The organism is Rhodococcus sp. P4_C10, assembly GCF_056402135.1.
Window position 1 is genome coordinate 12,001 of record NZ_JBFUHZ010000058.1, and the last position, 23,636, is coordinate 35,636.

Below are 23,636 nucleotides of genomic sequence, written 5' to 3' on the forward strand. Positions count from 1 at the left end.
CGCGTCATTGTCCCCCGACGACCGCCCCGGGACGGTCGAACCCGACGTGCCCGGCGGAGTTCTACTCGAACTCGGCGCCGTCCGCGAACGCCCGCGCCACCTCGGCGGCGCCGCGCAGCGCGGCCCGGGCCCAGTCCTCGCTCGCGCCCGCCAGCCCGCAGCCCGGGGTGACCAGCACCTGGGTGGCCAGCACCGTTCGCGGGAAGCCGAGACGGTCCACCAGCCGCACCGCGGGCTCGGCCAGCTCACGCCACGTGGGTGGCCGGTCCGGCTGCGTGGTCGGCACCAGGCCGAACGCCAGCGACAGCCCGGCCTCCAGGATCTCCCCGACACCGTCGAGGTCGGCGGTCTTCAGTTCGCCGAGGTCCAGGCCGATCATCGCGGCCCCGCTGCGGCGCAGCAGCGCCAGCGGCGCGCCGGCGGCGCAGCAGTGCACGAGCACCGGCCGGTCGAGCCGGGCGATCAACGAGTGCAGCACCTCGAGCGCCTCCGGCTCGGGCATCGCGCGGGGTGCCTGCAGGATCGACACCCCGGGCAGCGTGCCGGCCAGCACCGCGGGCAGCCCGGGCTCGTCGACTTGGACCACCACCGGCGAGCCGAGCCTGCGGGTGACCTCGGCGACGTGCTCGACCAGCCCCTCGGACAGGGACTCGGCGAGGTCGCGGACCGCGCCCGAGTCGGTCAGGGCGCGGTGCCCGCCGAACAGTTCGAGCTGCGAGGCCAACGTCAGCGGCCCCACCACCTGCACCTTCACCGGCTGGTCGGTGCCGCGCAGGCCGGCGACCTCCCAGGCCTCCTCCATCGCGTCGAGGTCCCGGGAGAGCAGGTCGCGGGCGCGTCGGGTCACCTTGCCGGGGCGCTGCGCGACGCGGTAGCCGGTGGTGGAGGTGTCCAGCGGCAGGTCCACCAGCACCGCGGCGGCGCGGCCGATCATGTCGGCGCCGAGCCCGCGGGCCGGCAGTTCCACCAGGTGCGGCAGCCCCGACAGCTCGCCCACCGACACGGCCGCGGCCTCGCGGGGATCCTCGCCCGGCCAGGACCCGACGCCCGTCGCGATGCCGACGGGGATGGCGGGTGTGCTCACCTGGTGACCGGTTCGGACCCGGTGCCGGCGATGGTGCCGCTGCCGAGTACCTCGTCACCGGCGGGGTCGGTGCGGTAGAGCACCACGGCCTGGCCGCGGGCCACGCCGGTGAGCGGCGCACGCAGGCGCACCTCGATCCCGCCGTCGACCGCCTCGGCCACGGCCGCCGCCAGGCCGCCGTGCGCCCGGACCTGCACCGTGCACTCGAGGGGGCCGCTCGGCGCGACGCCGGAGGTCCAGATGGCGCGGTCGGCGGCGATGGTCCACACCTGCAGCCGTTCCGCGGACCCGACCTTCACGGTGCCGGTCTCCGGTTCGATCGCGGTCACGTACCGGGGCTTGCCGTCGACGGCCGGGCCGTCGACGCCGAGGCCCTTGCGCTGCCCGATGGTGAAGCCGTGCACGCCGTCGTGGTCGGCGAGTTCCTCGCCCGAGTCGGCGTCGACCACCTTGCCGGGCCGGATGCCGATCTTGGCGCCCAGGAAGGCACGGGTGTCGCCCGACGGGATGAAACAGATGTCGTGGCTGTCCGGCTTGTCCGCCACCGCGAGCCCGCGCTCGGCGGCCTCCGCCCGGATCTGCGGCTTCGGGGTGTCCCCGATCGGGAACATCGCCCGGGACAGCTGCTCCGCGGTGAGCACTCCGAGCACGTAGGACTGGTCCTTGTCGGCGTCGACGGCGCGCCGCAGCACCCCGTCGGAGAGCCGGGCGTAGTGCCCGGTGGCGACGGCGTCGAAGCCGAGCGCGATCGCACGGTCCGCCAGGGCCGCGAACTTGATCTTCTCGTTGCACCGCAGGCACGGGTTGGGGGTCTCGCCCGCGGCGTAGGACTCGATGAAGTCCTCGATCACGTCTTCCTTGAACCGGTCCGCGAAATCCCAGACGTAGAAGGGGATCCCGAGGACGTCCGCGGCCCGCCTCGCGTCACCCGCGTCCTCCTTGGAGCAGCAGCCCCGGGACCCGGTGCGCAGCGTGCCGGGCGCCGTGGACAGCGCCAGGTGCACGCCGACCACCTCGTGTCCGGCGTCCACGGCGCGTGCCGCCGCCACCGCGGAGTCCACTCCGCCACTCATTGCCGCCAGTACCCGCATCAGCGCGATCCTCCCCTTGCTCCGACGCTTGCCAGGCCCGCGGCCCGCGCCCGCTGCACTACCTGCGGCAGGGCCGCGACCAGCGCGTCCACGTCCGCATCGGTCGACGTGTGGCCGAGCGAGAACCGCAACGATCCGCGGGCCACCCGGGGGTCCACCCCCATCGCGACCAGCACGTGGCTGGCGCTGGCCACCCCGGCGGTGCATGCCGAACCGGTCGAGCACTCGATGCCCGCCGCGTCGAGCAGCATCAGCAGCGAGTCGCCCTCGCAACCGGGGAAGGTGAAGTGCGCGTTGCCGGGCAGTCGCTCACCCGGGTCCGCGCCGTTGAGCACCGCGTCGGGAATCACCCGACGGACCTCGGCGATCAGCCGGTCCCGCAGCCGGGTCAGTTCGGCCCGGCGGATACCGAAGTCGGAGACCGTCTTTCGCAGCGCGGCCGCCATTGCGACCGCCCCCGCCGTGTCCAGGGTGCCGGCCCGCAGGTCACGCTCGTGGCCGCCGCCGTGCAGCAGCGGCACACACGGCACCTGACGGCCGAGCAGCAACGCCCCGGCGCCGTGGGGTCCACCGAACTTGTGCGCCGCGATGCTCAGTGCGGACAGCCCGCTCGCCGCGAAGTCCACCGGCGCCTGCGCCGCGAACTGGACCGCGTCGCTGTGCATAGGGACACCGAATTCGCTTGCGATGGAAGCCAGTTCGACGATCGGCAGGACCGATCCGACCTCGTTGTTGGCCCACATCACGGTGACCAGTGCGGTCTCGTCGCCGTGTGCGGCAAGCTCGGCGCGCAGCCACTGCGGGTCCACCCGGCACTGCTCGTCGACCGGCATCCAGCTCACCTCGGCGCCCTCGTGCTCGACCAGCCACTGCACCGCGTCGAGCACCGCGTGGTGCTCGACGGTGCTCGTGACGATGCGGCGGCGGCGCGGGTCGGCGTCCCGGCGGGCCCAGAAGATGCCCTTGACGGCGAGGTTGTCGCTCTCGGTCCCGCCCGAGGTGAACAGCACCTCGGACGGCCGGGCCCCGAGGTCGGCGGCGATGGACTCGCGGGACTCCTCGACGCGCCGACGCGCGGCGCGACCCGAGCCGTGCAGCGATGAGGCGTTGCCCACGGTCGCGAGCACCGCCGTCATGGCGGCGACCGACTCCGGCAGCATCGGGGTGGTCGCGGCGTGATCGAGGTAGACCGGGGGTACGGCAAATTCCTCGGCGGACTGGCTGGGCACGGGCGAAATCATGGTTCGACCAGGATAGCCCGTGCTCCTGGCCACTGATGTCAGCGGCAGGTACTGCGCAACGCGACGCTCACGCCGCGACGGACTGGCGCCCCGCCAGGCCCCGCTCGAGCAGGATCCCCGCGGCCGTGTCGGCGTCGCCGAACGCCCGTACCTCGCGGTCGCAACGCGCGGCGAGGTCACGGCGGCACTCCCCCGGTTCCTGGGTCGGCGCCAACCGCACCCGCACGAGCACCCGCCTGGTGCCGAGGATCCGGCGCAGCGACGCCACCAGCGTCTGCTCCCCGACGAAGCAGACCGTGGTGTCCAGCTCGCCGTCGCGGCCGCAGTACCTGATCCCGACCGGCTGCACCAGGGCGTCCGCGTCGATCGCCGACTGGAACATCGCGGGCCGGAGGCCGCCGTACGCCCGGCCGCACCAGGTGGTCGCCTCGGGAAAGGCCACCACCCGTCCGCCGGTCCGCAGCCGCTCCGCCGCCTCGTCGACGGCGCCGCGCAGTTCCCCCAGCCGCTCCCGCTCGATCGGGATGACCCGCATCCGGCCGGCCAGCCGGCCCAGCAGCGGCCACTGCAGCAGATCGGCCCGGGCCACGAAGTCCGCCGGCCCCAGCGCGGTGAGCACCAGCACGTCGGTCCACGAGACGTGCCCGGCCACCACCAGCGTCCCCCGGCCCGCCTCGACCGCCGGGGCGGTCCGGTCGTCGCGCACCTGCAGCCGCAGGCCGAGTCCGCGCAACACGGCCCGCGCGAAGCCGCACTGCAGCCGCTGCCGCGGCGTCCGGGGCAGGATCCCGCCGGCCACCAGCAGCACCGGCAACGCGAGCGCCAGCGCCGTGAGCAGCGTGCACCGCGCCACCACCCGTGCCGGGCCGGCGCGGCGCACCCGGCCGGGCAGGCAGCCGTCGCCGCACGGGCTGGTCGGCAGCCAGGGGTGACTCACCGGGTCACCAGCGGGACGGCGGACGCGACCGCCCGCAGCCGGCTCAGGTACCGCTCGTCGGCCTCGTCCATGCCGAGCAGGGCCACGAAGTCGGCGACGCCGAAGTCGGGGTCGTGGGCGGGTTCCCCGCAGATCGACGCCCCGAGGCGCAGGTACCCCCGCAGCAGCGGCGGCAGCGTCACCCGGCCGGGCGGGTCCAGCGCGTCAAGCCCCGGCACCGGGCGCAGCGGATGCACCCGCAGGTCCGGGGGGCTGGCGTGCTCGGCGAGCACCCGGTCCCGCACGCCGCGCACGTCGACGCCGGGCAGGTCGGTGGGCCGCTGCCGCATCGGCACCGACACGCAGCCCATCGCCCACCGGTAGCCGGTGAGCTCGAGGTAGTTGAGGATGCCCGCCCACATCAGCCCCAGCACGGAACCGGTGCGGTGGTCGGGGCGCACGCACGCCCGCCCCATCTCGACCAGCCCCGGCCGCAGCGCATCGAGCGCGGCGAGGTCGAACTCAGTCTCGGTGTACAGCCCGCCCGCGGCGACCGCCGCGTCCGGGGTGAGCATCCGGTAGCAGCCGACCACCTCGTCGGCGACCTCGTCCAGCACCAGCAGGTGGTCGCAGTGCTCGTCGAAGCGGTCGGCGTCGAGGCCGTCCGCGATGCCGTGGACGGCCGCCTCGAAACCGGGCTCGGCGGCGAACACCTCGTACCGGAGGCGCTGGGCCGCCACCCGGTGCTCCCGGTCCGAGGACAACAGCAGGCGGTACCGGGGAGCGGTCGGCGTGGTGGCGCTGGGAGGGGTGAGGACCTGCGTAGTCGTCATGCCGCCAGGTCTAACGAGCCGGGGCGGCATCCCGGCATCGGCGTGGTGTCAGGCCGGCGGCGACCGGGTGAACTGTCCGCCCGCGCAACGACGGCGGCCCCGCTCCCTGGGATGGGAGCGGGGCGCTGCGGTGCGACGTTGAACAGGTCACCCACGACGCCGTAGTCCGCGATCTCGAAGATCGGGGCCTCTTCGTCCTTGTTGACCGCGACGATGGTCTTCGAGGTCTGCATGCCGGCCCGGTGCTGGATGGCACCGGAGATGCCCAGCGCGATGTACAGCTGCGGGGAGACCGTCTTACCGGTCTGACCGACCTGGAACTGGCCCGGGTAGTAGCCCGAGTCCACCGCGGCACGCGAGGCGCCGACGGCGGCACCGAGCGAGTCGGCGAGCTCCTCGACGACCGAGAACTTGTCGGCGCTGCCGACGCCACGGCCACCGGAGACGACGACCGACGCCTCGGTGAGCTCGGGGCGGTCGCCACCGACGATCGGGTTGCGCGAGGTGACCTTGACGGCACTCTCGTCCTGCGCGGGCACCTCGACGGCGACCTGCTCGCCTGCGGCGGCCTGCGGCTGGGCCTCGACGGCACCCGGGCGGACCGAGATGACCGGGACCTCGCCGTTGGCCTTGGCCTCGACGGTGAACGCGCCACCGAAGATGGAGTGCACGGCGCTGCCGTCCGCCTTGACGTCGATGACGTCGGTGAGCAGACCGGAGCCGATGCGCGCGGCCAGGCGACCGGACACCTCCTTGCCCTCGGTGGTGGCGGCGGTGATGACGGCGGCGGGGCCGACCGACTCGACGAGCGACGCGAGCACGTCCACCTTGGGGGTGATCAGGTAGCCGTCGATGTCGTCGGACTCGGCGACGTAGATCTTGGCCGCGCCGGCCGCGGCGAGCGCCTCGGCGAGCGGGGCCGCGGTGCCGGCGGGACCGGTCACGACGGCGGCCGGCTCACCCAGTGCGCGGGCGGCGGTGATGAGCTCGGTGCTGACCTTCTTGAGCGCACCCTCTGCGTGCTCGACGAGCACGAGTACTTCTGCCATGGCTTACTTCTCCTACGTGTGGTTCTGCTGGTTCAGGGGCGCGATCAGATGATCTTCTGGCCGACGAGGTAGGCGGCGATCTTGGAGCCGCCGTCGCCCTCGTCGGTGACGCGCTCGCCAGCGGTACGCGGGGGCTTCGGGGTGGACGCGGTGACGGTGGTGCCCGCGTTCGCGACACCCACGGTCTCCGGGTCGACGCCGAGGTCGGCCAGCGTGAGGACGTCAACGGTCTTCTTCTTCGCGGCCATGATGCCCTTGAAGGACGGGAAGCGCGGCTCGTTGATCTTCTCGGTGACCGAGACGATGGCCGGCAGCGTGGCCTCGAGGCCGAAGATGCCCTCGTCGGTCTCGCGCTCACCGGTGACGATGCCGTCGGCGACGGTCAGCTTGCGCAACTGGGTGAGCTGCGGGATGCCCAGGTACTCGGCGATGATGGCCGGAACCGCGCCGACGCGGCCGTCGGTGGCCTCGTTGCCCGCGATGATCAGGTCCGCCGGCTCCTCGTTCTCGAAGCCGATCTGGCCCAGCGCGGCGGCCAGGGTCCAGCCGGTCTGGATCGCGTCGGAACCGTGCAGCGCCGGGTCGTTGATGTGGACGGCCTTGTCGGCACCCATGGACAGCGCCTTGCGGATGGCGTCGGTGGCGCGGTCGGGACCGGCGGACAGCACGGTCACCTCGCCGCCCTGGGCCTCCTTGATGAGCAGTGCCTCCTCGACGGCGCGCTCGTTGATCTCGTCGAGCACGGCGTCCGCGGCCTCACGGTCCAGCGTGAAGTCGCCATCGGTGAGCTTGCGCTCGGACCAGGTATCGGGGACCTGCTTGATCAAAACGACGATGTTCGTCATGGGTCTACGTCGACCTCCTGTGTGTGTCTGCCTGTTTCGCGAACTTTGCCGCGGTCGGCCGAGCTCTTGAGTAACCACCATCTCTCGCGCGATGGGCTGTGCGAGAGATTACCTCATGCTAAGTTACCGGTGGGTAACTTGAGCGGGAATGTCCGTTCACCATAACCGCGGGGGGATCATGAGCACCTGTGATGTGGACCACCCGCCCGCTTATGGCACCGAGGGCACTAACCTCGCTGCGGTGAGCGACTCATCTGTGACGGCCCCCGCTGCGAGCGGCGCCCAAGCCACCGACCCCGGCACCACGGCCGAGGCCGGCGGAGCGACCCTGCCTCCCGGCGAAGCGACCCTCCCCCTGACCGGCGAGCGCACCGTCCCGGGCGTGCCGGAGGAGAACTACTGGTTCCGACGCCACGAGGTCGTCTACCAGCAGCTGCTCGCGCGCTGCGCCGGCCGCGTCGTGCTCGAGGCCGGTTCGGGAGAAGGCTACGGCGCCAACATGATTGCCGATGTCGCCGAGAAGGTGATCGGACTCGACTACGACCAGTCCGCGGTCGAGCACGTGCGCGCCCGGTACCCCCGCATCGACATGCGCCAGGGCAATCTCGCGGACCTGCCGCTGCCGGACGCCAGCGTGGGCACCGTGGTCAACTTCCAGGTGATCGAGCACCTCTGGGACCAGGCACAGTTCCTGGCGGAGTGCTTCCGGGTGCTCGAGCCCGGCGGCGAGCTGATGGTCAGCACCCCGAACCGGATCACCTTCTCCCCCGGCCGCGACACCCCGCTCAACCCGTTCCACACCCGCGAGCTCAACGCCGCCGAGCTCACCGAACTGCTGGTGGAGGCCGGCTTCGAGGTGGAGCTGATGACCGGCGTGCACCACGGTCCGCGGCTGCGCGAGCTCGACGCCAAGCACGGCGGGTCCTTCATCGACGCCCAGATCGACCGCGCGCTCGCCGGCGAACCGTGGCCGCAGGACCTCGTCGCCGACGTCGAGGCCATCACCGTCGACGACTTCGCACTGGTCGAGGCCGACATCGACGCCAGCCTCGACCTGGTCGCACTCGCCCGCAAGCCCGCGGTGGACCGGTGACCAACGCGTCCGGTGCGGGCACGGACCGGGGGATGTTCTGCCTGGTCCTGCACTCCCACCTGCCCTGGCTCGCCAACCACGGCCGGTGGCCCGTGGGCGAGGAATGGCTCTACCAGTCGTGGGCGGCGACCTACCTGCCGGTGACCCGCGTGCTGCGCACCCTCGCCGCGGAGGGGCGTACCGACCTGCTCACGCTCGGCATCACCCCGGTGCTCGCCGCGCAGCTCGACGACCCGCACTGCCTCGCCGGCATGCACCACTGGCTGGGCAACTGGCAGCTGCGCGCCCACGAGGCCGCCGGCATGGACGACCAGCCGCGCCGCGACCTCGGCGCCCGTGAGCACCGACTCTCGGCCGCGGCGCTCACCGACTTCGAGGAGCGCTGGGCACACGGCGGATCGCCGGTGCTGCGCGAACTCGTCGACGCGGACGCCATCGAGCTGCTCGGCGGCCCGCTCGCGCACCCGTTCCAGCCGCTGCTGCACCCCCGTCTGCGCCGCTTCCAGCTCGGCGAGGGCCTGGCCGACGCGCAGATGCGCTGGGGCACAAAGCCGTCCGGCATCTGGGCACCGGAGTGCGGGTACAGCCCCGGCATGGAACTCGAGTACGCCGACGCCGGCGTCCGGCACTTCATGGTGGACGGGCCGGCGCTGCGCGGCGACACCTCGCTGGGCCGGCCGGTCCGCGACTCGGACGTCGTCGCGTTCGGCCGGGACCTGCAGGTCAGCTACCGGGTGTGGTCGCCGAAGTCCGGCTATCCCGGGCACGGCGCCTACCGCGACTTCCACACCTACGACCACGACACCGGGCTCAAGCCGTCCCGCGTCACCGGGCGGACCGTCGACTCCAAGGACAAGGCCCCGTACGACCCGGAGCTCGCGGCCGCCGCGATCGACCAGCACGTCGAGGACTTCGTCGCCACCGTCAAGGCCCGGATCCGCGAGGAGAACGACCGCACCGGGCGACCGTCCCTGGTGGTGGCCGCCTTCGACACCGAACTGTTCGGGCACTGGTGGTTCGAGGGTCCGCAGTGGCTGGAGAAGGTGTTGCGCGCCCTGCCGGAGGCCGGCGTCGACGTCGGCACCCTGCGTCAGGCGCGCGAGAAGGGGTACGTCGGGGAGCCGGTCGACCTGGCCGACTCCTCCTGGGGCAGCGGCAAGGACTGGCGGGTGTGGGCCGGCGACCAGGTCCAGGACCTGGTGCGGCTCAACGACGAGGTGGTCCAGACCGCCCTCGACACCGTGGACAAGGCCAGGGCCGGCGAGCGCGCCCCGGGACGTCCCGAACTGCGCGACCGCGTCAACGACCAGATCCTGCGCGAGGCGATCATGACCGTGCAGAGCGACTGGGCGTTCATGGTGAGCAAGGACTCCGCGGCCGGCTACGCACGCGAGCGCGCCCACAAGCACGCGCACGCCACCCGCGAGATCGCCGAGGCGGTCGCGTCGGGGCACCGGGAGCGGGCGCAGCGACTGGCCGACGGCTGGAACGGCGCCGACGGGTTGTTCCCCGGGCTCGATGCACGGCGGCTGCCCGACGAATGGACCGGAGGCCAGGCATGAAGGTTCTGATGGTGTCGTGGGAGTACCCACCGGTGGTGGTCGGCGGTCTCGGCCGGCACGTGCACCACCTGGCCACCGAGATGGTCCAGGCGGGCCACGAGGTGGTGGTGCTCTCGCGCCGGCCCACCGGGACGGACGCCGCCACCCACCCGACCATCACGCACATCTCCGAGGGCGTGCTGGTGGTCGCGGTGGCCGAGGACCCGCCGCACTTCGTGTTCGGCGAGGACATGCTGGCCTGGACCCTGGCGATGGGGCACGCGATGGTGCGGGCCGGCGTCGGGCTGGCCAAGCCGGGACTCGGCGAGGGCTGGTACCCCGACGTCGTGCACGCGCACGACTGGCTGGTCGCGCACCCGGCCATCGCGCTGGCCGAGTTCTTCGACGTGCCCCTCGTCTCGACGCTGCACGCCACCGAGGCCGGCCGGCACAGCGGCTGGATCTCCGGCACCATCAACCGGCAGGTGCACTCCGTCGAGTGGTGGCTGGCCAACGAGTCCGACGCGATCATCACCTGCTCGGCGTCGATGGAGGACGAGGTCACCGAGCTCTACGGCCCGCAGCTGGCGCCGATCACGGTGATCCGCAACGGAATCGACGTGACCACCTGGAACTACCGTGACCGCGCGCCGCGTTCGGGCCCGCCGCGGCTGCTCTACGTCGGCCGGCTCGAGTACGAGAAGGGCGTGCAGGACATCATCGCCGCGCTCCCCCGGATCCGGCGCAGCCATCCCGGCACCACGCTGGCCATCGCCGGCGAGGGCACCCAGTACGGATGGCTGCAGGACCTGGCCCGCCAGCACCGGGTGGTCCGGTCGGTCACCTTCCTCGGCAGCCTCGACCACACCGAACTGCTCGGCTGGCTGCACGGCACCGACGCGATCGTGCTGCCGAGCCGCTACGAGCCGTTCGGCATCATCGCGCTCGAGGCGGCCGCGGCCGGCGCCCCACTGGTGGCCTCGCGGGCCGGCGGTCTGGGCGAGGCCGTGGTGGACGGCGTCACCGGGATGTCGTTCCAGCCCGCCGACGTGGAGGGCCTGACGTCCGCGGTCCGGGAGGTGCTCGACGACCCGGCGGCGGCGCAGACCCGCGCCAAGGCGGCCCGGGACCGGCTCACCTCCGACTTCGACTGGCAGCAGGTGGCTCAGGACACCGCACAGGTGTACCTCAGCGCCAAACGCCGGGTGCGGTACCCGCTCGCCCGCCCCGACATTCCACAGCGCCCGCTGCCGGATCGGTAGCGGGCGCCGGGGGTGTCCTGGTGCGGTTCGGTCGGGTGCGCGGTACCTACGCCCCGGCCGAACCGTCGGCCGGTGCGCCGGCGGCGTCGAGCTCGGCCGCGCGGGTCTCGGCGGCCGCCTTCTTGCGGGCGATGTCCTCGAGGGCCGCGACGTACTTCGCACGGTCGGCGGCGCCGGCCTCCCACGCCTCCTTGCGGTTCTTCACGACCTTGGACGGGGCGCCGACGGCGATGCTGTAGTCCGGCACCTCGCCCTTGACGACCGCGTGGGCGCCGAGCACGCAGCCCCGGCCGATCGCGGTGTTGCGCAGCACGGTGACCTTGGCGGCGACCCAGGTGTCGGGGCCGATCCGGACCGGACCCTTGACGATGCCCTGGTCCTTGATCGGCACGTTGACGTCGTCCATCCGGTGGTCGAAGTCGCAGATGTAGCACCAGTCGGCGACCAGGGTGGAGGCCCCGATCTCGATGTCGAGGTAGGTGTTGACCACGTTGTCCTTGCCGAAGACGACCTTGTCGCCGATCCGCAGCGAACCCTCGTGGCACCGGATCGCGTTGCCGTCGCCGATGTGCACCCACTTGCCGATCTCGAGGCGGGAGAGCCCGGGCGTCGAGTGGATCTCCACGTTCTTGCCGAGGAACACCATGCCCCGCAGCACCACGTGCGGATTGGCCAGCTTGAACTTGGCCAGGCGGTAGTAACGAACCAGGTACCAGGGTGTGTATGCCTTGTTCGCGAGCACCCAGCGCAGCGAGTCACGGGTCAGGAACTGTGCCTGGTCGCTGTCGGTCCGCCTGGATCCTCGCCACCTCGTGCGCAACGGTGCGCCCCACATGCTGGTCATGGATCGACAGCCTACGGCTAGCCGTGGTGAGCTCCGCCACTACCCGGGTCACCCCACCGGGTTCACCTACCCGGCGTCACCGGATCTCGCCGTCACCGAAGCGACAGGCCCGGCACAGCACCACCGAGGCGCCGGCGCCGGCGAGCCCGACGAGGATTCCGGCCCCGAGCGACGCCGTCATCGCGCCGACGAGCAGGGCCACCCCGAAGATGAGGGCGATGACGACGACAACGCCCGCACCACGACAGCCGAGCAGGTGGTCGACGTCGGTCTCGACAGCAGGCAGCGATTGCATTGGTCTGTCCGCGATGCTCATCCGACCCCGTCCCATTCAGCCATTGAACACAAATTCGATCGGAATCGAAAGTTTGACTGGCTAACTACGAACACGAACCAGGAACTCGAAGCTCACAGTAATTCAATCACGAATCAATTACAGGGTCGAGAGAAATCTTCGTGCCGGGTCAATTCGAAATTCCGGGGTTCCGAATTGCTTGAAATGTCCACGAATTCGGGGGGCGGGTGTCTCCTCCGCAGCGGCGGGACCGATAGTCTGCAACGAGCGAAATCCACACGAGGAGTGAAGAATGCGGCGTGTCCTACGTTCGACGACGGTCTCCCTGACGGCGGTCGCGGCGCTGACCCTCGCCGCGTGCGGAGGCGAGCCACAGGTCCAGGACATCTTCGCCGCCGGCGGTTGGCCCGGCGCGCACGCCGACGCCCGCAACAGCAACACCTCAACGGTGACCGGCCCCCAGTCCCCCTCGTTCACCTGGTCGCGGCCGCTCCTCTCGCCGACCACCAGCGGCCCCACCGTCGCCGCGAGCGGGCAGATCTTCGTCACCACCCACGCCGAGAACGGGTGCAACCTCTACTCGTTCGAGATGGACAGCGGCCGCAAGCGCTGGTGCAACCGACTCGCGCCCGCCGTCGCCGCGTCCACCCCGGTCGTCGACGCCGCCACCAACGTGTACGTCGGCGAGGACGGCGCGATGAACTCGTTCACCGAGAACGGCCAGCTGCGCTGGCGCACGATCGTCAGCGGGACCCCGCTGTCGGCTCAGTTCACCGGCGACGGCAACCTCCTGTTCGTCACCCAGTTCGGCGTGGTGACCGTGCTGAACCCGCAGAACGGCCGCGAGGTCGTCCCCTCGCACCAGCTGATCCCGGCACCGACCGCGGCCGAGGGGCAGAACCTGTTGCTGCCGCCGGCCGACCTCGGCCTGGACCAGTGCGCCTTCGGCGCCCCCGAGTGCCCGGTGCCGGCCGGTCCCGCGATCGACCTCGCCAGCGGCAACTTCTACCTCACGCTGCGCCTGCCCGACCACGACCGGGCCTCCGTGGTCGCGATGCGGTACGCCGACGGCGCCCTCACCGGACTGTGGTCCGCGGACGTCCTCGACGGCGGCACCTCGTCGAGCCCCAGCCTCTCCGCCGACGGCACGACGGTCTACGCCGGGGACAACCAGGGCACGCTCTGGGCGCTCGACGCCGCCACCGGGCAGGTCCGCTGGAACCAGTCGCTCGGCTACCCCGCCGCGGGCACCCCGTCGGTGTCGGCGGACGGGCTGATCATCCCGGCTCCCGGCGAGGGCGGGCACCTGTTGGCGCTGCGGGACGAGGGCGACCACGCGGAGGTGGCGTGGGAACGTGGGGACGTCGCCCCGGTCGGCGCGTCCGCGCAGGCCGGCGGCGCCGTCGGCTACACCGAGGTGCGGGAGGGTCCCGACGCGTCGGCCCCCACGGCGCTGCTGACCTTCGACACCGGGACCGGCGAGACGCTCGACCAGGACACCCTGCCCGGCGGCAGCGGTCCCACCACGGGCACCGCGATCGGGCCCGACGGCGAGGTGCTCACCACCACCGTGATCGGCGAGCTGTTCGTCCTGCGCTGACGCCCCGCCGGGCGTGCACCTGCCGACGGGCGCTCTCGGGCGACGCACCGGCAGGTGCACACTCGGCGCGGGAACGGGCGGCGCTCAGGCGCGGGCGCCCGCCGCACAGACGAAGCCGACCGGCGTGCGGCCGATCCGGGTCAGCACCACCGACAGCGACGCGGATCCACGCAGCTTGAGCCGGGGCCGCAACACCGCCGGGTCCACGTCGACACCGCGCACCAGGATCTCCACCACGCCGCAGTCGAGCCGGGCCAGCTCCTGACGCAGCGCCTTCTCCGTGTACTTGAGCTGTTCGATGATCCGGAAGCCGCGCATGCCGGCGGGCACCGCGTCCCCGGTCAGGTAGGCGATCCGCGGGTCGAGCTGCCACAGCCCGTGCCGGGCACCGTAGTGCCGCACCAGGCCGGCCCGCACCACCGCGCCGTCCGGGTCCACGATCCACTCCCCGGGCTCGCGCTCCGGAATGTCGTCCGGTTCGGCGTCGGTGATCTCCCAGCCCGTGCCGTCGGCCGCCAGCACGGTGGCCCGGCGTCGCACCCCCGGTTCCGCCAGGCCCGGCGACCACAGGCAGGCCTCGCGCACCCCGCCGGCGAGCGAGACGACCTCCACCTCGCCGTCCCAGTCCAGGGCGTCGTAGTCGAGGCCGGGCGCGCACTTGACCGACAGGTCGCGACCGCGGTACGCCTCGAGCAGGTCCGGCAGCGGCGGTTGCAGCGCGGACGGGTCGTGCCGCCGCTTGCCGCCCGCCCGCCGCGCCGGGTCCGCCAGCACGACGGTGTCACGGCTGACCGGGACCAGGGCGTCGGCCCGCAGCACGGTCGCGGCGGGCACGTTGCGCGCGGCCATCGCCAGGCGCACCGGGTCGAGGTCGCTGCCGAGGACGTCGCTCGCGACACCGACCAGCGCCGACAACTCGGCGCCGACCGAACAGGTCACGTCGTGCACGGCCCGGCCCGCGACGCGGCGGGCCCGACGGCGGGCGACCACCGTCGGGGTGGCCTGCTGCAGGGCGTCGTCGGTCAGCAACCAGTGCGCGGGCTCGTCGAGCTTGCCCACCGCCCGGCGGCGCAACAGCACGGTCTCCACGAGCGCACCGGAGCGGTCACCGAAACGCGTACGCACCCGACCGATGTCGGCCAGGTGCGTGCGCGTGGACAGTTCGAGCCGATCGACCTCCGCGAGGGCGGCGGCACCGTCGGATGACCTCAGGTACCGGACGTCCTCCGTGGTGAAGTCATAGCCCACAGAGAATCTTCGCTCCTACTTCTTCGCTTCCGGCTTCACACCGGTGATCATCACGTTGTAGAAGAAGTTGCGCGGGACGATGTGCTTGAGCACCTTCTCGTCGACCCAGCTCAGCGTCTTGAACCCGCCGAACGCGAACTTGGCCCAGCCCCAGCCGAGCTTCTCCGGCGGAACCGCCGCCTCGAAGGTCCGGACCGGCCAGCCGAGCAGCGCGGCGGCGAACTCCTCGGTGATGGCCCGCACCTCGGTGCCGCCGGCCGACTTCGCCATGTTCTCGAGGTCGGTGGGGTCGAAGGTGTGGATGTCGACGACGGCCTCGAGCGCCGCGGCGCGGGAGGACTCGTCGAGCTCCTCCTGCGGACGACGCCAGTCGGCCAGGAACGGCAGCTTGGTGACCGTGGTGGTGGCCTCCCAGGTGGCGCGGCCGAGCCAGCGGGCGTAGAAGTTGCCGACCGTGGAGGGCTCGCCGGCGAAGACGAAACGGCCGCCCGGCTTGAGCACCCGCAGCACCTCGCGCAGCGACTGCTCGACGTCCGGGATGTGGTGCAGCACTGCGTGCCCGACGACGAGGTCGAAGGTGTTGTCGTCGTACGGGATCCGCTCGGCGTCGGCGACGCGACCGTCGACCTCCAGGCCGAGGTGCTCGGCGTTGCGCAGCGCGACCTTGACCATGCCGGGCGAGAGGTCGGTGACGGAGCCGGTCTTGGCGACCCCGCCCTGCATCAGGTTGAGCAGGAAGAAGCCTGTGCCGCAGCCCAGTTCGAGCGCCCGCTCGTACGGCAGCGGCAGGTCCCCGGCGACGGCGTCGAACCGGCCCTTGGCGTAGTCGATGCAGCGCTCGTCGTACGAGATCGACCACTTGTCGTCGTAGGTCTCCGCTTCCCAGTCGTGGTACAGCACCTGGGCGAGCTTCGTGTCCTTACGAGCCGCCTCGACCTCTTCGGCGGTGGCGTGCGGACGCGGCGCGGGGTCCACCACATCTCCGGGGGCGGTCGCGGCGACGGATGTGTCGTCAGTGGGGCTTGCAGTCATGGGGCGATCCTACTCGCTGGTAAGAGATGAACAAGTTCTAGTTTTTCGCGCCGGAATGCGCTACTACTCCCCCGTGAACTGCGCCTTGCCCGGGCCGTTCTCCACAAAGGAAGCCATGCCGATGGTCCGGTCCTGGGTGGCGAAAAGGGCTGCGAACTGCTGCGCCTCGATCTTCAGACCCGTGTTCAGGTCCGTGTCCAGACCCTGGTCGATGGACGCCTTCGCGGCGGCCAGTGCACGGCTGGCACCGCCGACGAACTTCGACGCCCAGGCGCGGGCCGCGTTGTACACCTCGTCGGGGGCGACCATCTCGTCGATCAGGCCGATCGCGAGGGCCTCCTCGGCACCGACGAAGCGGCCCGTGAACACCATGTCCTTGGCCTTGCTCGGGCCGATCAGGCGCGCCAGGCGTTGCGTGCCACCGCCGCCGGGGATCACCCCGAGCAGCACCTCCGGAACGCCGAGCTTCGCGTTGTCGCCGGCGATACGACGGTCCGCGCCGAGGACGATCTCGAGTCCGCCACCGAGCGCGTAGCCGGTGATCGCCGCGACTGTGGGCTTGGGGATCTCCGCGATCGAGCCGAGCGCCGACTGCAGTTCGCCTGCGATCGGCGCCATCTCGGCGAAGGACATCTCCGCCATCTCCTTGATGTCGGCACCCGCCGCGAAGACCTTCTCGCCGCCGTAGACGATGACGGCCTTGACCTCCGAGTTGACGGTGGCCTCGCGGGCCGCGGCCCGGAGCTCCTCCTGCAACTGACGGTTCAACGCGTTCATCGGTGGACGGGCCAGCCGGATGGTGCCGATGCCGTCAGAAACCTCGAGAGTCACAAACTCAGCCATGCCGCGAAGGCTACCGTTTGCCCCATGGGTGCGCCCCGGCGGCGTAGTAGGGCTCCTGGTTGGGGAAACGAACCCGCAGTTCACCGTCCTCTTCGTACAGCTTGGGCAGGATCACCGGGATCTCGGGCTCGGCGGCCAGTACCCCGGCCACGGTGTCGAACTCGGCGATCGAGCAGAGCTGCGACCAGGTCGGGGGCAGCAGCATGGTGTGGCCCTCCGACCATTCCGCGATGGCCTCGGCCGGCGTCTGCCACGACACCGCCTCGGCCTCGGAGGTCTCGCCGTCCGCGACCTGCCCGGCGGGCGCCGCGGCCACGAAGAAGCGGGTGTCGTAACGGCGGGTCTCCCCCACCGGGGTGATCCAATTCGACCAGGGCCGAAGCAGATCCGCGCGCAGCACCAGGTTCTCGCGGGCCAGGAACTCGCTGAAGGAGAGCTCACGCGCCTCCAACTGCCTGCGGGCGTCCGCGTAGCCCGAGGTGTCCGCGACGACGGTGTCCGCGGTCGGACCGGCGAGCAGCACACCGCACTCCTCGAAGGTCTCCCGGACCGCGGCACAGACCAGGGCCTTCGCCCGGCCCTCGTCCACGCCGAACCGCTCCGCCCACCAGGACACCGGCGGCCCGCTCCAAGCGACGTCCGCGTCGGCGTCCTGCGGGTCCACACCGCCGCCCGGGAACACGGTCATGCCGCCGGCGAAGGCCATGCCGATCACACGGCGCAGGAGGAACACCTCCGGCCCGGATGCGGAGTCCCGCACCAGGATCACGGTGGAGGCGTCCTTCGTCGGGACTTCGGGCAGATCGTCGATTGCAGCCATTCCCGGAACCTACGCTCCGCGGTCAGCGACGGTGCTGACCGGGCACCCTGCTGCGCCGCGCGAAGAAGCGGCCGTCGACCTTCTCCAGGACGATCGACTGGCTGAACGCGCTGGTCAGGTTCTCCGCGGTGATCACGTCGTCGATCAGCCCCTGCGCGACGACCTGCCCCTCGTTGAGCAGCAGCGCGTGCGTGAATCCGGGCGGGATCTCCTCGACGTGGTGGGTGATCAGCACGGTGGCGGGGGCGTCCGGGTCGGCGGCGAGCACGGACAGCCTGGCCACGAGTTCCTCTCGGCCACCGAGGTCCAGGCCCGCGGCCGGCTCGTCGAGCAGCAGCAGTTCCGGGTCGGTCATCAGGGCGCGCGCGATCAGCACCCGCTTGCGTTCGCCCTCGGAGAGGGTGCCGTAGGTGCGCTCGGCGAGGTGCTCGGCGCCGAGGCTCTCGAGCATCTCCACCGCGCGGGTGGTGTCCATCTCCTCGTACTGCTCACGCCAGCGGCCGAGCACCGCATACCCCGCGGAGACCACCAGGTCGAGCACCGTCTCGTCGGCGGGCACCCGGTGCGCCAGCGCGGACGAGGACAGCCCGATCCGCGGGCGCAACTCGCTCACGTCCACCTTGCCGAGCACCTCCCCGAGCAGGTGGGCGCGACCGGCGGTGGGATGCACCTCCGCGGCCGCGATCCGCAGCAGGGAAGTCTTGCCGGCGCCGTTGGGGCCGAGGACGACCCAGCGCTCGTCCAGCTCCACCTGCCAGCTGACGGGCCCCACCAGGGTGACGCCGCCGCGACGGATGAGAACGTCTTCGAAGTCGATCAGCAGATCGGGATCAGGTTCGGACACGACGCCCATCCTCTCGCACATGCTCGGCGCGGTTGCAGCAGGACCGGTACGCGTGTCGCCGCACCGGTCTTCGCTCAGACCAGTGCGTCCCAGAACTGCACCTCGAAGGCGGCGACGCGGCCGAACGCGACGCGCTGCGCCTCGGTCGGGTGGTCGCCGCCAAGCAGCGCGCCGAGGTCGGCGACGTACGCGGCGAACGGTTCCGCGGCCCAGTTGTCGATGAACTCGCGATACCGCGAGCCCGCCGCCGCGGCCCGCTCGCGCACCGTGGTCCACGCGTCGAGGTACGCCTTCTCCACCCCGTACAGCACCGCCGAGGCCACCTCGTAGCCGTCGTGCAGGCTCGCCAGCATGAACCCGGTGTACGACGCGCACCCCAGGCTCGGGGTGTGCGCGGCCGGATCCAGGCCGCGCCGGGCCAGTTCCTCCCGGAACAGCGTCAGCTCGGGGGTCAGCGCGGCGATGCCGCCGGCCAGCACGTCGCGGGAGGCCTCGTCCGGCGCGAGGGTGAGCACACCGGCCAGGAATCGGCGGAACTCCACGACGAAGGCGTGGTCCTCGAGCAGCCACCGGTCGAAGGCGGCCTCCGGCAGCGTGCCGTCGGCGGTGGCCAGCACGAACGGGTGCTCGGCCAGCGCCGGCCACACCGCGGCCTGCTCGGCGAGAAGTGCCTCGGCTCGGGTCACCGGGCGTCCCAGAAGTCCAGCTCGTGCCGCATCGCCGTCATGAAGGCCTCCTCGGCGACGGCCTCGTCCGGGGCCGCCTCGTCGAGCATCGCGGCGCACCGGTCGGCCAGCGCCGCGAAGCCGGGGTCGGCGTAGGTGTCCACCCAGCGCCGGTACCGCGGGTCGGCGGGCGGGTCGGCCGCGAGGGCCTTGCCGAGCTGGGAGTAGCCCCACGTGCACGGCAGCAGCGCGGCCAGGCCCCGGCCGTAGTCGGCCGCCGCGTCGAGCAGGAAGCCGGTGTACGCCTCGCACTGCGGGCTCTTGACGGCCGAGTCGAACTGCGCGCCAAAGGGTTCGGACAGGCTGCGGTGCAGGTCGAGTTCCTCGCGGTAGGTGGCGTGGGCCAGATCCACCAGGTCGCCGAGATGCCCGTCCGGGGCCTGCCAGGCCAGCCGCGCGAACACCCGGGTGTAGTCCAGCAGGTACAGGTAGTCCTGTTCGAGCCAGCCACGGAAGACCGCCGGATCGAGGTCTCCCGCACCGATGCCGGCCACCGTCGGGTGCTCGAGCTGCGCGGCCAGCAGCGGCCGGCCCTTTTCTTGCAAACGTGCCGAGAGGCTCACGCCGGCACCACCTTTCGTCGACGGATGAGCCCGATCAGGGCGGTGCCCACCGCCGCGACGACCAACGAGATCAGCGAGGCGGACCAGCCGGTGGCCGGGATCCCCAGTGCGGACTGCAGGTCCGTCCACCACTGGGTCCACCCGGCACCGAAACCGGTGAAGTAGGTGGGCGTCACGAGCTGGTACACCACGAACCCGACCGCCCACGGCAGCAACATCTCCCAGCGCGCGGGCGAGGACGCCGAGACGTCCCAGCTGCCACGGCGCAGCAGGTAGAAGGCCACCAGGAAGGTGCCGGTCAGCGGGACGAACACCGCGCCGATCAGGAACAGGAACGGCTCGTAGCTGTAGGCGTCGACGGTCAGCGCCAGCAGCGTCGCGACCGTGCCGACGCCGACCACCAGGTAGCGCCGGTCCAGGCTGGGCCGCAGGTTCTGCGCGCTCATCGCCGTCGAGTAGATGTTCGCGAAGGCCTCGTCCACCTCGTCGATCAGCAGGATCAGCAGCGCCACCCCGGCCAGGGGGAGCACCAGCAGGCTGCCGATGATGTCGAAGCCGGGCTCGAGCCCGAACGCGACGAACGCCAGCACACCGAGGCTGAAGAAGGCGACGGTCGCGCCGCCGTAGCCGACGGTCGCGCCGAGGAACGCCGCCCGCGGGGACTTGGAGTGCCGCGCGTAGTCGGCGGCCAACGGCACCCAGGAGATCGGCATCGCGATCACCAGGTCCACGCTGGTCCAGAACCCGGCGAAACTCCCGTCGGTGAGCGAGGGCAGATCCTTCATCAGCACGTTCACCAGCAGGTACACCGTCGACGCCAGCGCCGCCCACACCGCGTACCGGGCGAGGATGCCGACCACCTTCAGCGGTCGCAGCGCCATCACGGTGGCCAGGGCGCCGCCGAGCAGGACGAACGGCCAACGCTGCCAGCCGGTGAGGCGGGCGGCGGCCTCGGCGATGACGAACACCTCGAAGGTGGCCCAGCCGACGCACTGCACCAGGTTGAACACCGTCGGCAGCGCGGACAGCCGGTTGCCGAGCAGGCCCCGCATCATCACCATCGCGGGCGAGCCGACGGTCGCACCGGCCGCCGCGCACAGCCCGAGCAGGGTCGAGCCGATCACCGCGCCGAGCAGCACCGCGAGCAGGGTGGCGAGCAACGACTGTCCCTGCAGCACGGCGAAGGTCGCGGCCACCGGGAGGAGTAGCGAGATCCCGAGGTTGCCCCACAGCCCGATCTGCGCGGCGAGGCCGAGGGTCCGCGCGGGCGCCTCGTCGAGGGTGAAGGACGGCTCGACGCCGGCCGGGGACGAAGTGGGGCCGGACGGCTGTGCGGCCGCCTCGTCAGGACGTGGATGTACCGTGGACATCGCGCTGCTCCCTACGCCGGAATGACCCGGATCAGGTGTGACGGTCGGAGCAGCCGTGCTCCCTCTCAGCCCATCGATGCCTGGGCTCCCGTGCTTGGACGGGCCAACCTTAGGCCGAACCGGCCCGGCAGTCCAAGCCGCTCATCGCGAGTCCGCCATCAGGGGTGCGCGATCACCGTCATCGAACCTGGCGCCACCTCGGTGAACCCGGCGTCGCGGACGGCGATCGCCTGCCCCGCGGCCACCCGGGCGGTCAGCGCGGCCCAGCGGTCCGGGTCGGCGTCGCGCACCGAGCACCGGAACCCGCTTCCTGCCCACTGCGCCGCCTGCGCGAGGGTCATCGCACCGGCCAGCAGCATCGCCGCGTGCCCCACCTGCGCGGCGGTCTTGCCGACCGTCATGTCGAGGGAACGGTTGAGCCACAGCACCGGCAGGTCGGGCTCCGGATCCCCCGGCGCGTCGTGCTCGAGGTCGGTCCCGCCGATCTGCAGCTTCCGGATCCGCGGGTCGAGTTCACCCACGGGACCCGGCACGAAGGCCCGGGCCTGGGCGCCGTCGAGCTCGACGGTGACGCCGTCGACGTCCTGGGCGGCCAGCCACTGGGCGCCCCGGGCCCGCCGGGCCACCTTGCGGATCCGGGCGCCGGTCCAGGCCAGGTAGTCCCGCTGCCACGGCCCCGGTTCGCCGTCCTCGCCGGTGCCGACCCGCGGGTCCAGGCACAGCGCGGCGGTCGCCGCGGCGGCCGCCGCGAGCACCGCGCTACGCGGCGGCGGGTCCGTCTTCGGAAGGTGCAGCACCAGCGGCATCGCCAGCACCAGGGCCGGGTCCGCCGGGTCCGGCCGATGCCCGTACCCGGCTGCCAGCACCGCGTGCCGGGCCGCAAAACCCTCGTCGAGCACCCCGAGAGGCCCCGGCTGCGTCACAGCGGAACCCGGCGCACCAGACCGTCCACGGCGTCGGCCGCCTCGACCTCGTCACGGGTGACGCCGAGGATGAACAGCACCGCGTCCAGGAAGGGATGCGAGAGCGCGGTGTCCGCGACCTCGCGCAGGGCCGGCTTCGCGTTGAAGGCGACGCCCAGCCCGGCCGCGTTGAGCATGTCGATGTCGTTGGCGCCGTCGCCCACCGCGACGGTCTGCTCCATCGGGACCCCGGCCTGCGCCGCGAAATTGCGCAGTGCCACGGCCTTGGCCGCGCGGTCCACGACCGCGCCGATGACGCGGCCGGTGAGCTTGCCGTCGACGACCTCGAGGGTGTTGGCCTCGACGAAGTCCAGCTCCAGGTCGTGCGCGAGACCCTCGATGACCTGGCGGAAGCCGCCGGAGACGACGCCGCAGTGGAACCCGAGGCGGCGCAGGGTGCGGATGGTGGTGCGCGCGCCCGGCGTCAGCTCGAGCGCCTGCCCGACCTCCTCGATCACGGACTCGTCCAGGCCGGCGAGCACCGCGACCCGCTGGTGCAGCGACTCCGAGAAGTCGATCTCGCCGCGCATGGCGGCCTCGGTGACGGCCCGGACCTCGTCCTCCTTGCCGGCGCGGGCGGCCAGCATCTCGATGACCTCGCCCTGCACCAGCGTCGAGTCCACGTCGAAGACGATGAGCCGCTTGGCGCGACGGGCCAGTCCGGCCCGCTCGACCGCGATGTCCACGGTCTGCGAGGCGGCGATCTCCGCCAGCCCGGTGCGCAGGGCGGCGTCCGTCTCGGCGGCGGCGTCGGCCGCGCTGACCATCAGTTCCAGTCCGGTGACCGGGTAGTCCGCGATGCCGCGGATCGAGTCGATGTTCGCGCCCTGGCGGGCCAGTTCCCGGGCCAGCACGCTGAAGGCACGCGCGGTGACGGGGCTGCCGAGGACGACCACGGCATGGGTGGACGGCGCGGGCCGGGCCACCGGGTCGGCGCCGATCTCGACGTCCGCGTGCATGCCGACGGTCGACATCGAGTCCTCGACCGCCTCCTGCAGCGCCTCGGGGTCGTTGGGGCAGGACACGAGCACCCCGAGGGTCAGCCTCCCCCTGATGACCACCTGTTCGACGTCGAGCAGGCTCACGTCGTGGCGCGAGAGCGCCGCGAGCAGAACCGAGGTGACGCCCGGGCGGTCGGGTCCCGTCACCGTGACCAGGACCGTGGTGTCTGAAGCCACCGAGAACTCCCTCCATCCCGCAGCCGCGGGGTCTTCAAGCCATTGTGCCAACCGGCGTGTTTCCCAAACACAAGGCCCCGCCCGAAGCTCGGGCGGGGCCTTGTGTTGGTTCGTCGTGACTTAGTGCGCGTCCTCGAGCACCGCGGTGGCCTGCTTGCCACCGTGGCCGACGCCGACGTGCGCTTCCGCGCGCATCCGCTCGACCATGTGCGGGTAGTGCAGCTCGAAGGCCGGGCGCTCGCTGCGGATCCGGGGCAGCTCGGTGAAGTTGTGCCGCGGCGGCGGGCAGCTGGTGGCCCACTCGAGCGAGTTGCCGTAGCCCCACGGGTCGTCGACCGTGACGACCTCGCCGTACCG

At 72.0% G+C, this 23,636-nt stretch carries 22 protein-coding genes, 2 pseudogenes and 1 riboswitch; of the genes and pseudogenes, 4 read left to right on the top strand and 20 right to left on the bottom strand.

The genetic code is table 11. From position 1 onward, the window contains the following. Positions 1-61 precede the first annotated feature (61 nt). The 7 genes and pseudogenes from AC1DWC_RS24565 to AC1DWC_RS24595 form a co-directional block, all read right to left on the bottom strand. Positions 62-1,084, bottom strand: a complete 1,023-nt coding sequence (locus AC1DWC_RS24565; protein WP_477912256.1) for a methionine synthase — start codon at positions 1,082-1,084, stop codon at positions 62-64. Next, a complete protein-coding gene (gene mnmA / locus AC1DWC_RS24570) occupies positions 1,081-2,175 on the bottom strand; it encodes a tRNA 2-thiouridine(34) synthase MnmA (RefSeq protein WP_477912258.1) in 1,095 nt (364 codons plus the stop codon). Before mnmA ends, AC1DWC_RS24565 begins: the two co-directional genes overlap by 4 nt. Continuing rightward, a complete protein-coding gene (locus tag AC1DWC_RS24575) occupies positions 2,175-3,416 on the bottom strand; it encodes a cysteine desulfurase family protein (RefSeq protein WP_477912260.1) in 1,242 nt (413 codons plus the stop codon). The genes mnmA and AC1DWC_RS24575 overlap by 1 nt, the downstream gene beginning before the upstream one ends. A gap of 67 nt (positions 3,417-3,483) precedes the next feature. Continuing rightward, on the bottom strand, positions 3,484-4,353 hold the full coding sequence (locus tag AC1DWC_RS24580) for a lysophospholipid acyltransferase family protein (RefSeq protein WP_477912262.1): 870 nt from the start codon (positions 4,351-4,353) through the stop codon (positions 3,484-3,486). Continuing rightward, positions 4,350-5,165, bottom strand: coding sequence for a GNAT family N-acetyltransferase (locus tag AC1DWC_RS24585; RefSeq protein ID WP_477912264.1), 816 nt, complete (start codon positions 5,163-5,165; stop codon positions 4,350-4,352). The genes AC1DWC_RS24580 and AC1DWC_RS24585 overlap by 4 nt, the downstream gene beginning before the upstream one ends. A gap of 125 nt (positions 5,166-5,290) precedes the next feature. Beyond that, positions 5,291-6,214: pseudogene (locus tag AC1DWC_RS24590) on the bottom strand (electron transfer flavoprotein subunit alpha/FixB family protein); the annotation flags it as partial. Positions 6,215-6,258: 44 nt separating this feature from the next. Then, positions 6,259-7,059, bottom strand: coding sequence for an electron transfer flavoprotein subunit beta/FixA family protein (locus AC1DWC_RS24595; protein WP_072845105.1), 801 nt, complete (start codon positions 7,057-7,059; stop codon positions 6,259-6,261). 241 nt (positions 7,060-7,300) lie between these two features. On the opposite strand from AC1DWC_RS24595, the gene AC1DWC_RS24600 reads away from it, so the two are divergent. From AC1DWC_RS24600 to AC1DWC_RS24610, 3 genes are read left to right on the top strand one after another with little or no spacing between them, the layout of a single operon-like run. Further along, positions 7,301-8,152, top strand: a complete 852-nt coding sequence (locus tag AC1DWC_RS24600) for a class I SAM-dependent methyltransferase (RefSeq protein ID WP_477842034.1) — start codon at positions 7,301-7,303, stop codon at positions 8,150-8,152. Between the two features lie 32 nt (positions 8,153-8,184). After that, positions 8,185-9,714 (top strand): 1,4-alpha-glucan branching protein domain-containing protein, encoded by a 1,530-nt coding sequence (locus AC1DWC_RS24605; RefSeq protein WP_477912287.1) that lies wholly within the window; start codon positions 8,185-8,187, stop codon positions 9,712-9,714. Continuing rightward, positions 9,711-10,955: a glycosyltransferase family 4 protein gene (locus tag AC1DWC_RS24610; protein WP_477912266.1), complete on the top strand. Its 1,245-nt coding sequence runs from the start codon at positions 9,711-9,713 to the stop codon at positions 10,953-10,955. Before AC1DWC_RS24605 ends, AC1DWC_RS24610 begins: the two co-directional genes overlap by 4 nt. A gap of 46 nt (positions 10,956-11,001) precedes the next feature. On the opposite strand, the gene AC1DWC_RS24615 is transcribed toward AC1DWC_RS24610, so the two are convergent. Then, a complete protein-coding gene (locus AC1DWC_RS24615; protein WP_477912268.1) occupies positions 11,002-11,799 on the bottom strand; it encodes an acyltransferase in 798 nt (265 codons plus the stop codon). A 76-nt stretch (positions 11,800-11,875) separates the two neighbouring features. Continuing rightward, positions 11,876-12,094, bottom strand: a complete 219-nt coding sequence (locus AC1DWC_RS24620) for a hypothetical protein (protein ID WP_139191207.1) — start codon at positions 12,092-12,094, stop codon at positions 11,876-11,878. Between the two features lie 292 nt (positions 12,095-12,386). On the opposite strand from AC1DWC_RS24620, the gene AC1DWC_RS24625 reads away from it, so the two are divergent. After that, on the top strand, positions 12,387-13,694 hold the full coding sequence (locus tag AC1DWC_RS24625; protein WP_477912270.1) for an outer membrane protein assembly factor BamB family protein: 1,308 nt from the start codon (positions 12,387-12,389) through the stop codon (positions 13,692-13,694). Between the two features lie 84 nt (positions 13,695-13,778). Here the strand turns inward: AC1DWC_RS24625 and AC1DWC_RS24630 are convergent, their stop codons facing one another. From AC1DWC_RS24630 to AC1DWC_RS24680, 11 genes and pseudogenes are all read right to left on the bottom strand, one after another. After that, positions 13,779-14,942 (bottom strand): THUMP-like domain-containing protein, encoded by a 1,164-nt coding sequence (locus AC1DWC_RS24630; RefSeq protein ID WP_477912272.1) that lies wholly within the window; start codon positions 14,940-14,942, stop codon positions 13,779-13,781. Between the two features lie 15 nt (positions 14,943-14,957). Continuing rightward, positions 14,958-15,974 carry a class I SAM-dependent methyltransferase gene (locus AC1DWC_RS24635; RefSeq protein WP_072845098.1) on the bottom strand — a complete coding sequence of 339 codons (1,017 nt, stop codon included), beginning with the start codon at positions 15,972-15,974 and terminating at the stop codon, positions 14,958-14,960. A 63-nt stretch (positions 15,975-16,037) separates the two neighbouring features. Further along, positions 16,038-16,817, bottom strand: a complete 780-nt coding sequence (locus tag AC1DWC_RS24640) for an enoyl-CoA hydratase/isomerase family protein (protein WP_072845097.1) — start codon at positions 16,815-16,817, stop codon at positions 16,038-16,040. 10 nt (positions 16,818-16,827) lie between these two features. Beyond that, positions 16,828-17,637: an NUDIX hydrolase gene (locus AC1DWC_RS24645; RefSeq protein WP_477912275.1), complete on the bottom strand. Its 810-nt coding sequence runs from the start codon at positions 17,635-17,637 to the stop codon at positions 16,828-16,830. A 22-nt stretch (positions 17,638-17,659) separates the two neighbouring features. Beyond that, positions 17,660-18,490, bottom strand: a complete 831-nt coding sequence (locus AC1DWC_RS24650) for an ABC transporter ATP-binding protein (protein ID WP_072845094.1) — start codon at positions 18,488-18,490, stop codon at positions 17,660-17,662. Between the two features lie 65 nt (positions 18,491-18,555). Continuing rightward, complete coding sequence (locus AC1DWC_RS24655; protein ID WP_477912277.1) at positions 18,556-19,167, bottom strand: thiaminase II/PqqC family protein; 612 nt, start codon at positions 19,165-19,167, stop codon at positions 18,556-18,558. Next, a complete protein-coding gene (locus AC1DWC_RS24660; RefSeq protein WP_477912279.1) occupies positions 19,164-19,769 on the bottom strand; it encodes a TenA family protein in 606 nt (201 codons plus the stop codon). The genes AC1DWC_RS24655 and AC1DWC_RS24660 overlap by 4 nt, the downstream gene beginning before the upstream one ends. Further along, complete coding sequence (locus AC1DWC_RS24665; RefSeq protein WP_477912281.1) at positions 19,766-21,139, bottom strand: purine-cytosine permease family protein; 1,374 nt, start codon at positions 21,137-21,139, stop codon at positions 19,766-19,768. Before AC1DWC_RS24665 ends, AC1DWC_RS24660 begins: the two co-directional genes overlap by 4 nt. Further along, positions 21,131-21,241, bottom strand: a riboswitch (TPP riboswitch). It overlaps the preceding gene by 9 nt. Before the next feature lie 56 nt (positions 21,242-21,297). Beyond that, positions 21,298-22,062, bottom strand: coding sequence for an aminoacyl-tRNA hydrolase (locus AC1DWC_RS24670; protein WP_477912283.1), 765 nt, complete (start codon positions 22,060-22,062; stop codon positions 21,298-21,300). Further along, positions 22,059-23,279, bottom strand: a complete 1,221-nt coding sequence (serB, locus tag AC1DWC_RS24675; protein WP_477912285.1) for a phosphoserine phosphatase SerB — start codon at positions 23,277-23,279, stop codon at positions 22,059-22,061. Before serB ends, AC1DWC_RS24670 begins: the two co-directional genes overlap by 4 nt. Before the next feature lie 120 nt (positions 23,280-23,399). Continuing rightward, positions 23,400-23,636 (bottom strand): annotated as a pseudogene (locus AC1DWC_RS24680) (cytochrome ubiquinol oxidase subunit I); the annotation flags it as partial.

Bases quoted from the DNA above. Each gene is read 5' to 3' on its own strand.
- mnmA (WP_477912258.1), bottom strand. From the start codon at position 2,175: ATGCGGGTACTGGCGGCAATGAGTGGCGGAGTGGACTCCGCGGTGGCG.
- AC1DWC_RS24575 (WP_477912260.1), bottom strand. From the start codon at position 3,416: ATGATTTCGCCCGTGCCCAGCCAGTCCGCCGAGGAATTTGCCGTACCC.
- AC1DWC_RS24585 (WP_477912264.1), bottom strand. From the start codon at position 5,165: ATGACGACTACGCAGGTCCTCACCCCTCCCAGCGCCACCACGCCGACC.
- AC1DWC_RS24595 (WP_072845105.1), bottom strand. From the start codon at position 7,059: ATGACGAACATCGTCGTTTTGATCAAGCAGGTCCCCGATACCTGGTCC.
- AC1DWC_RS24605 (WP_477912287.1), top strand. From the start codon at position 8,185: ATGTTCTGCCTGGTCCTGCACTCCCACCTGCCCTGGCTCGCCAACCAC.
- AC1DWC_RS24610 (WP_477912266.1), top strand. From the start codon at position 9,711: ATGAAGGTTCTGATGGTGTCGTGGGAGTACCCACCGGTGGTGGTCGGC.
- AC1DWC_RS24615 (WP_477912268.1), bottom strand. From the start codon at position 11,799: ATGACCAGCATGTGGGGCGCACCGTTGCGCACGAGGTGGCGAGGATCC.
- AC1DWC_RS24620 (WP_139191207.1), bottom strand. From the start codon at position 12,094: ATGCAATCGCTGCCTGCTGTCGAGACCGACGTCGACCACCTGCTCGGC.
- AC1DWC_RS24625 (WP_477912270.1), top strand. From the start codon at position 12,387: ATGCGGCGTGTCCTACGTTCGACGACGGTCTCCCTGACGGCGGTCGCG.
- AC1DWC_RS24635 (WP_072845098.1), bottom strand. From the start codon at position 15,974: ATGACTGCAAGCCCCACTGACGACACATCCGTCGCCGCGACCGCCCCC.
- AC1DWC_RS24640 (WP_072845097.1), bottom strand. From the start codon at position 16,817: ATGGCTGAGTTTGTGACTCTCGAGGTTTCTGACGGCATCGGCACCATC.
- AC1DWC_RS24645 (WP_477912275.1), bottom strand. From the start codon at position 17,637: ATGGCTGCAATCGACGATCTGCCCGAAGTCCCGACGAAGGACGCCTCC.
- AC1DWC_RS24650 (WP_072845094.1), bottom strand. From the start codon at position 18,490: ATGGGCGTCGTGTCCGAACCTGATCCCGATCTGCTGATCGACTTCGAA.
- AC1DWC_RS24665 (WP_477912281.1), bottom strand. From the start codon at position 21,139: ATGTCCACGGTACATCCACGTCCTGACGAGGCGGCCGCACAGCCGTCC.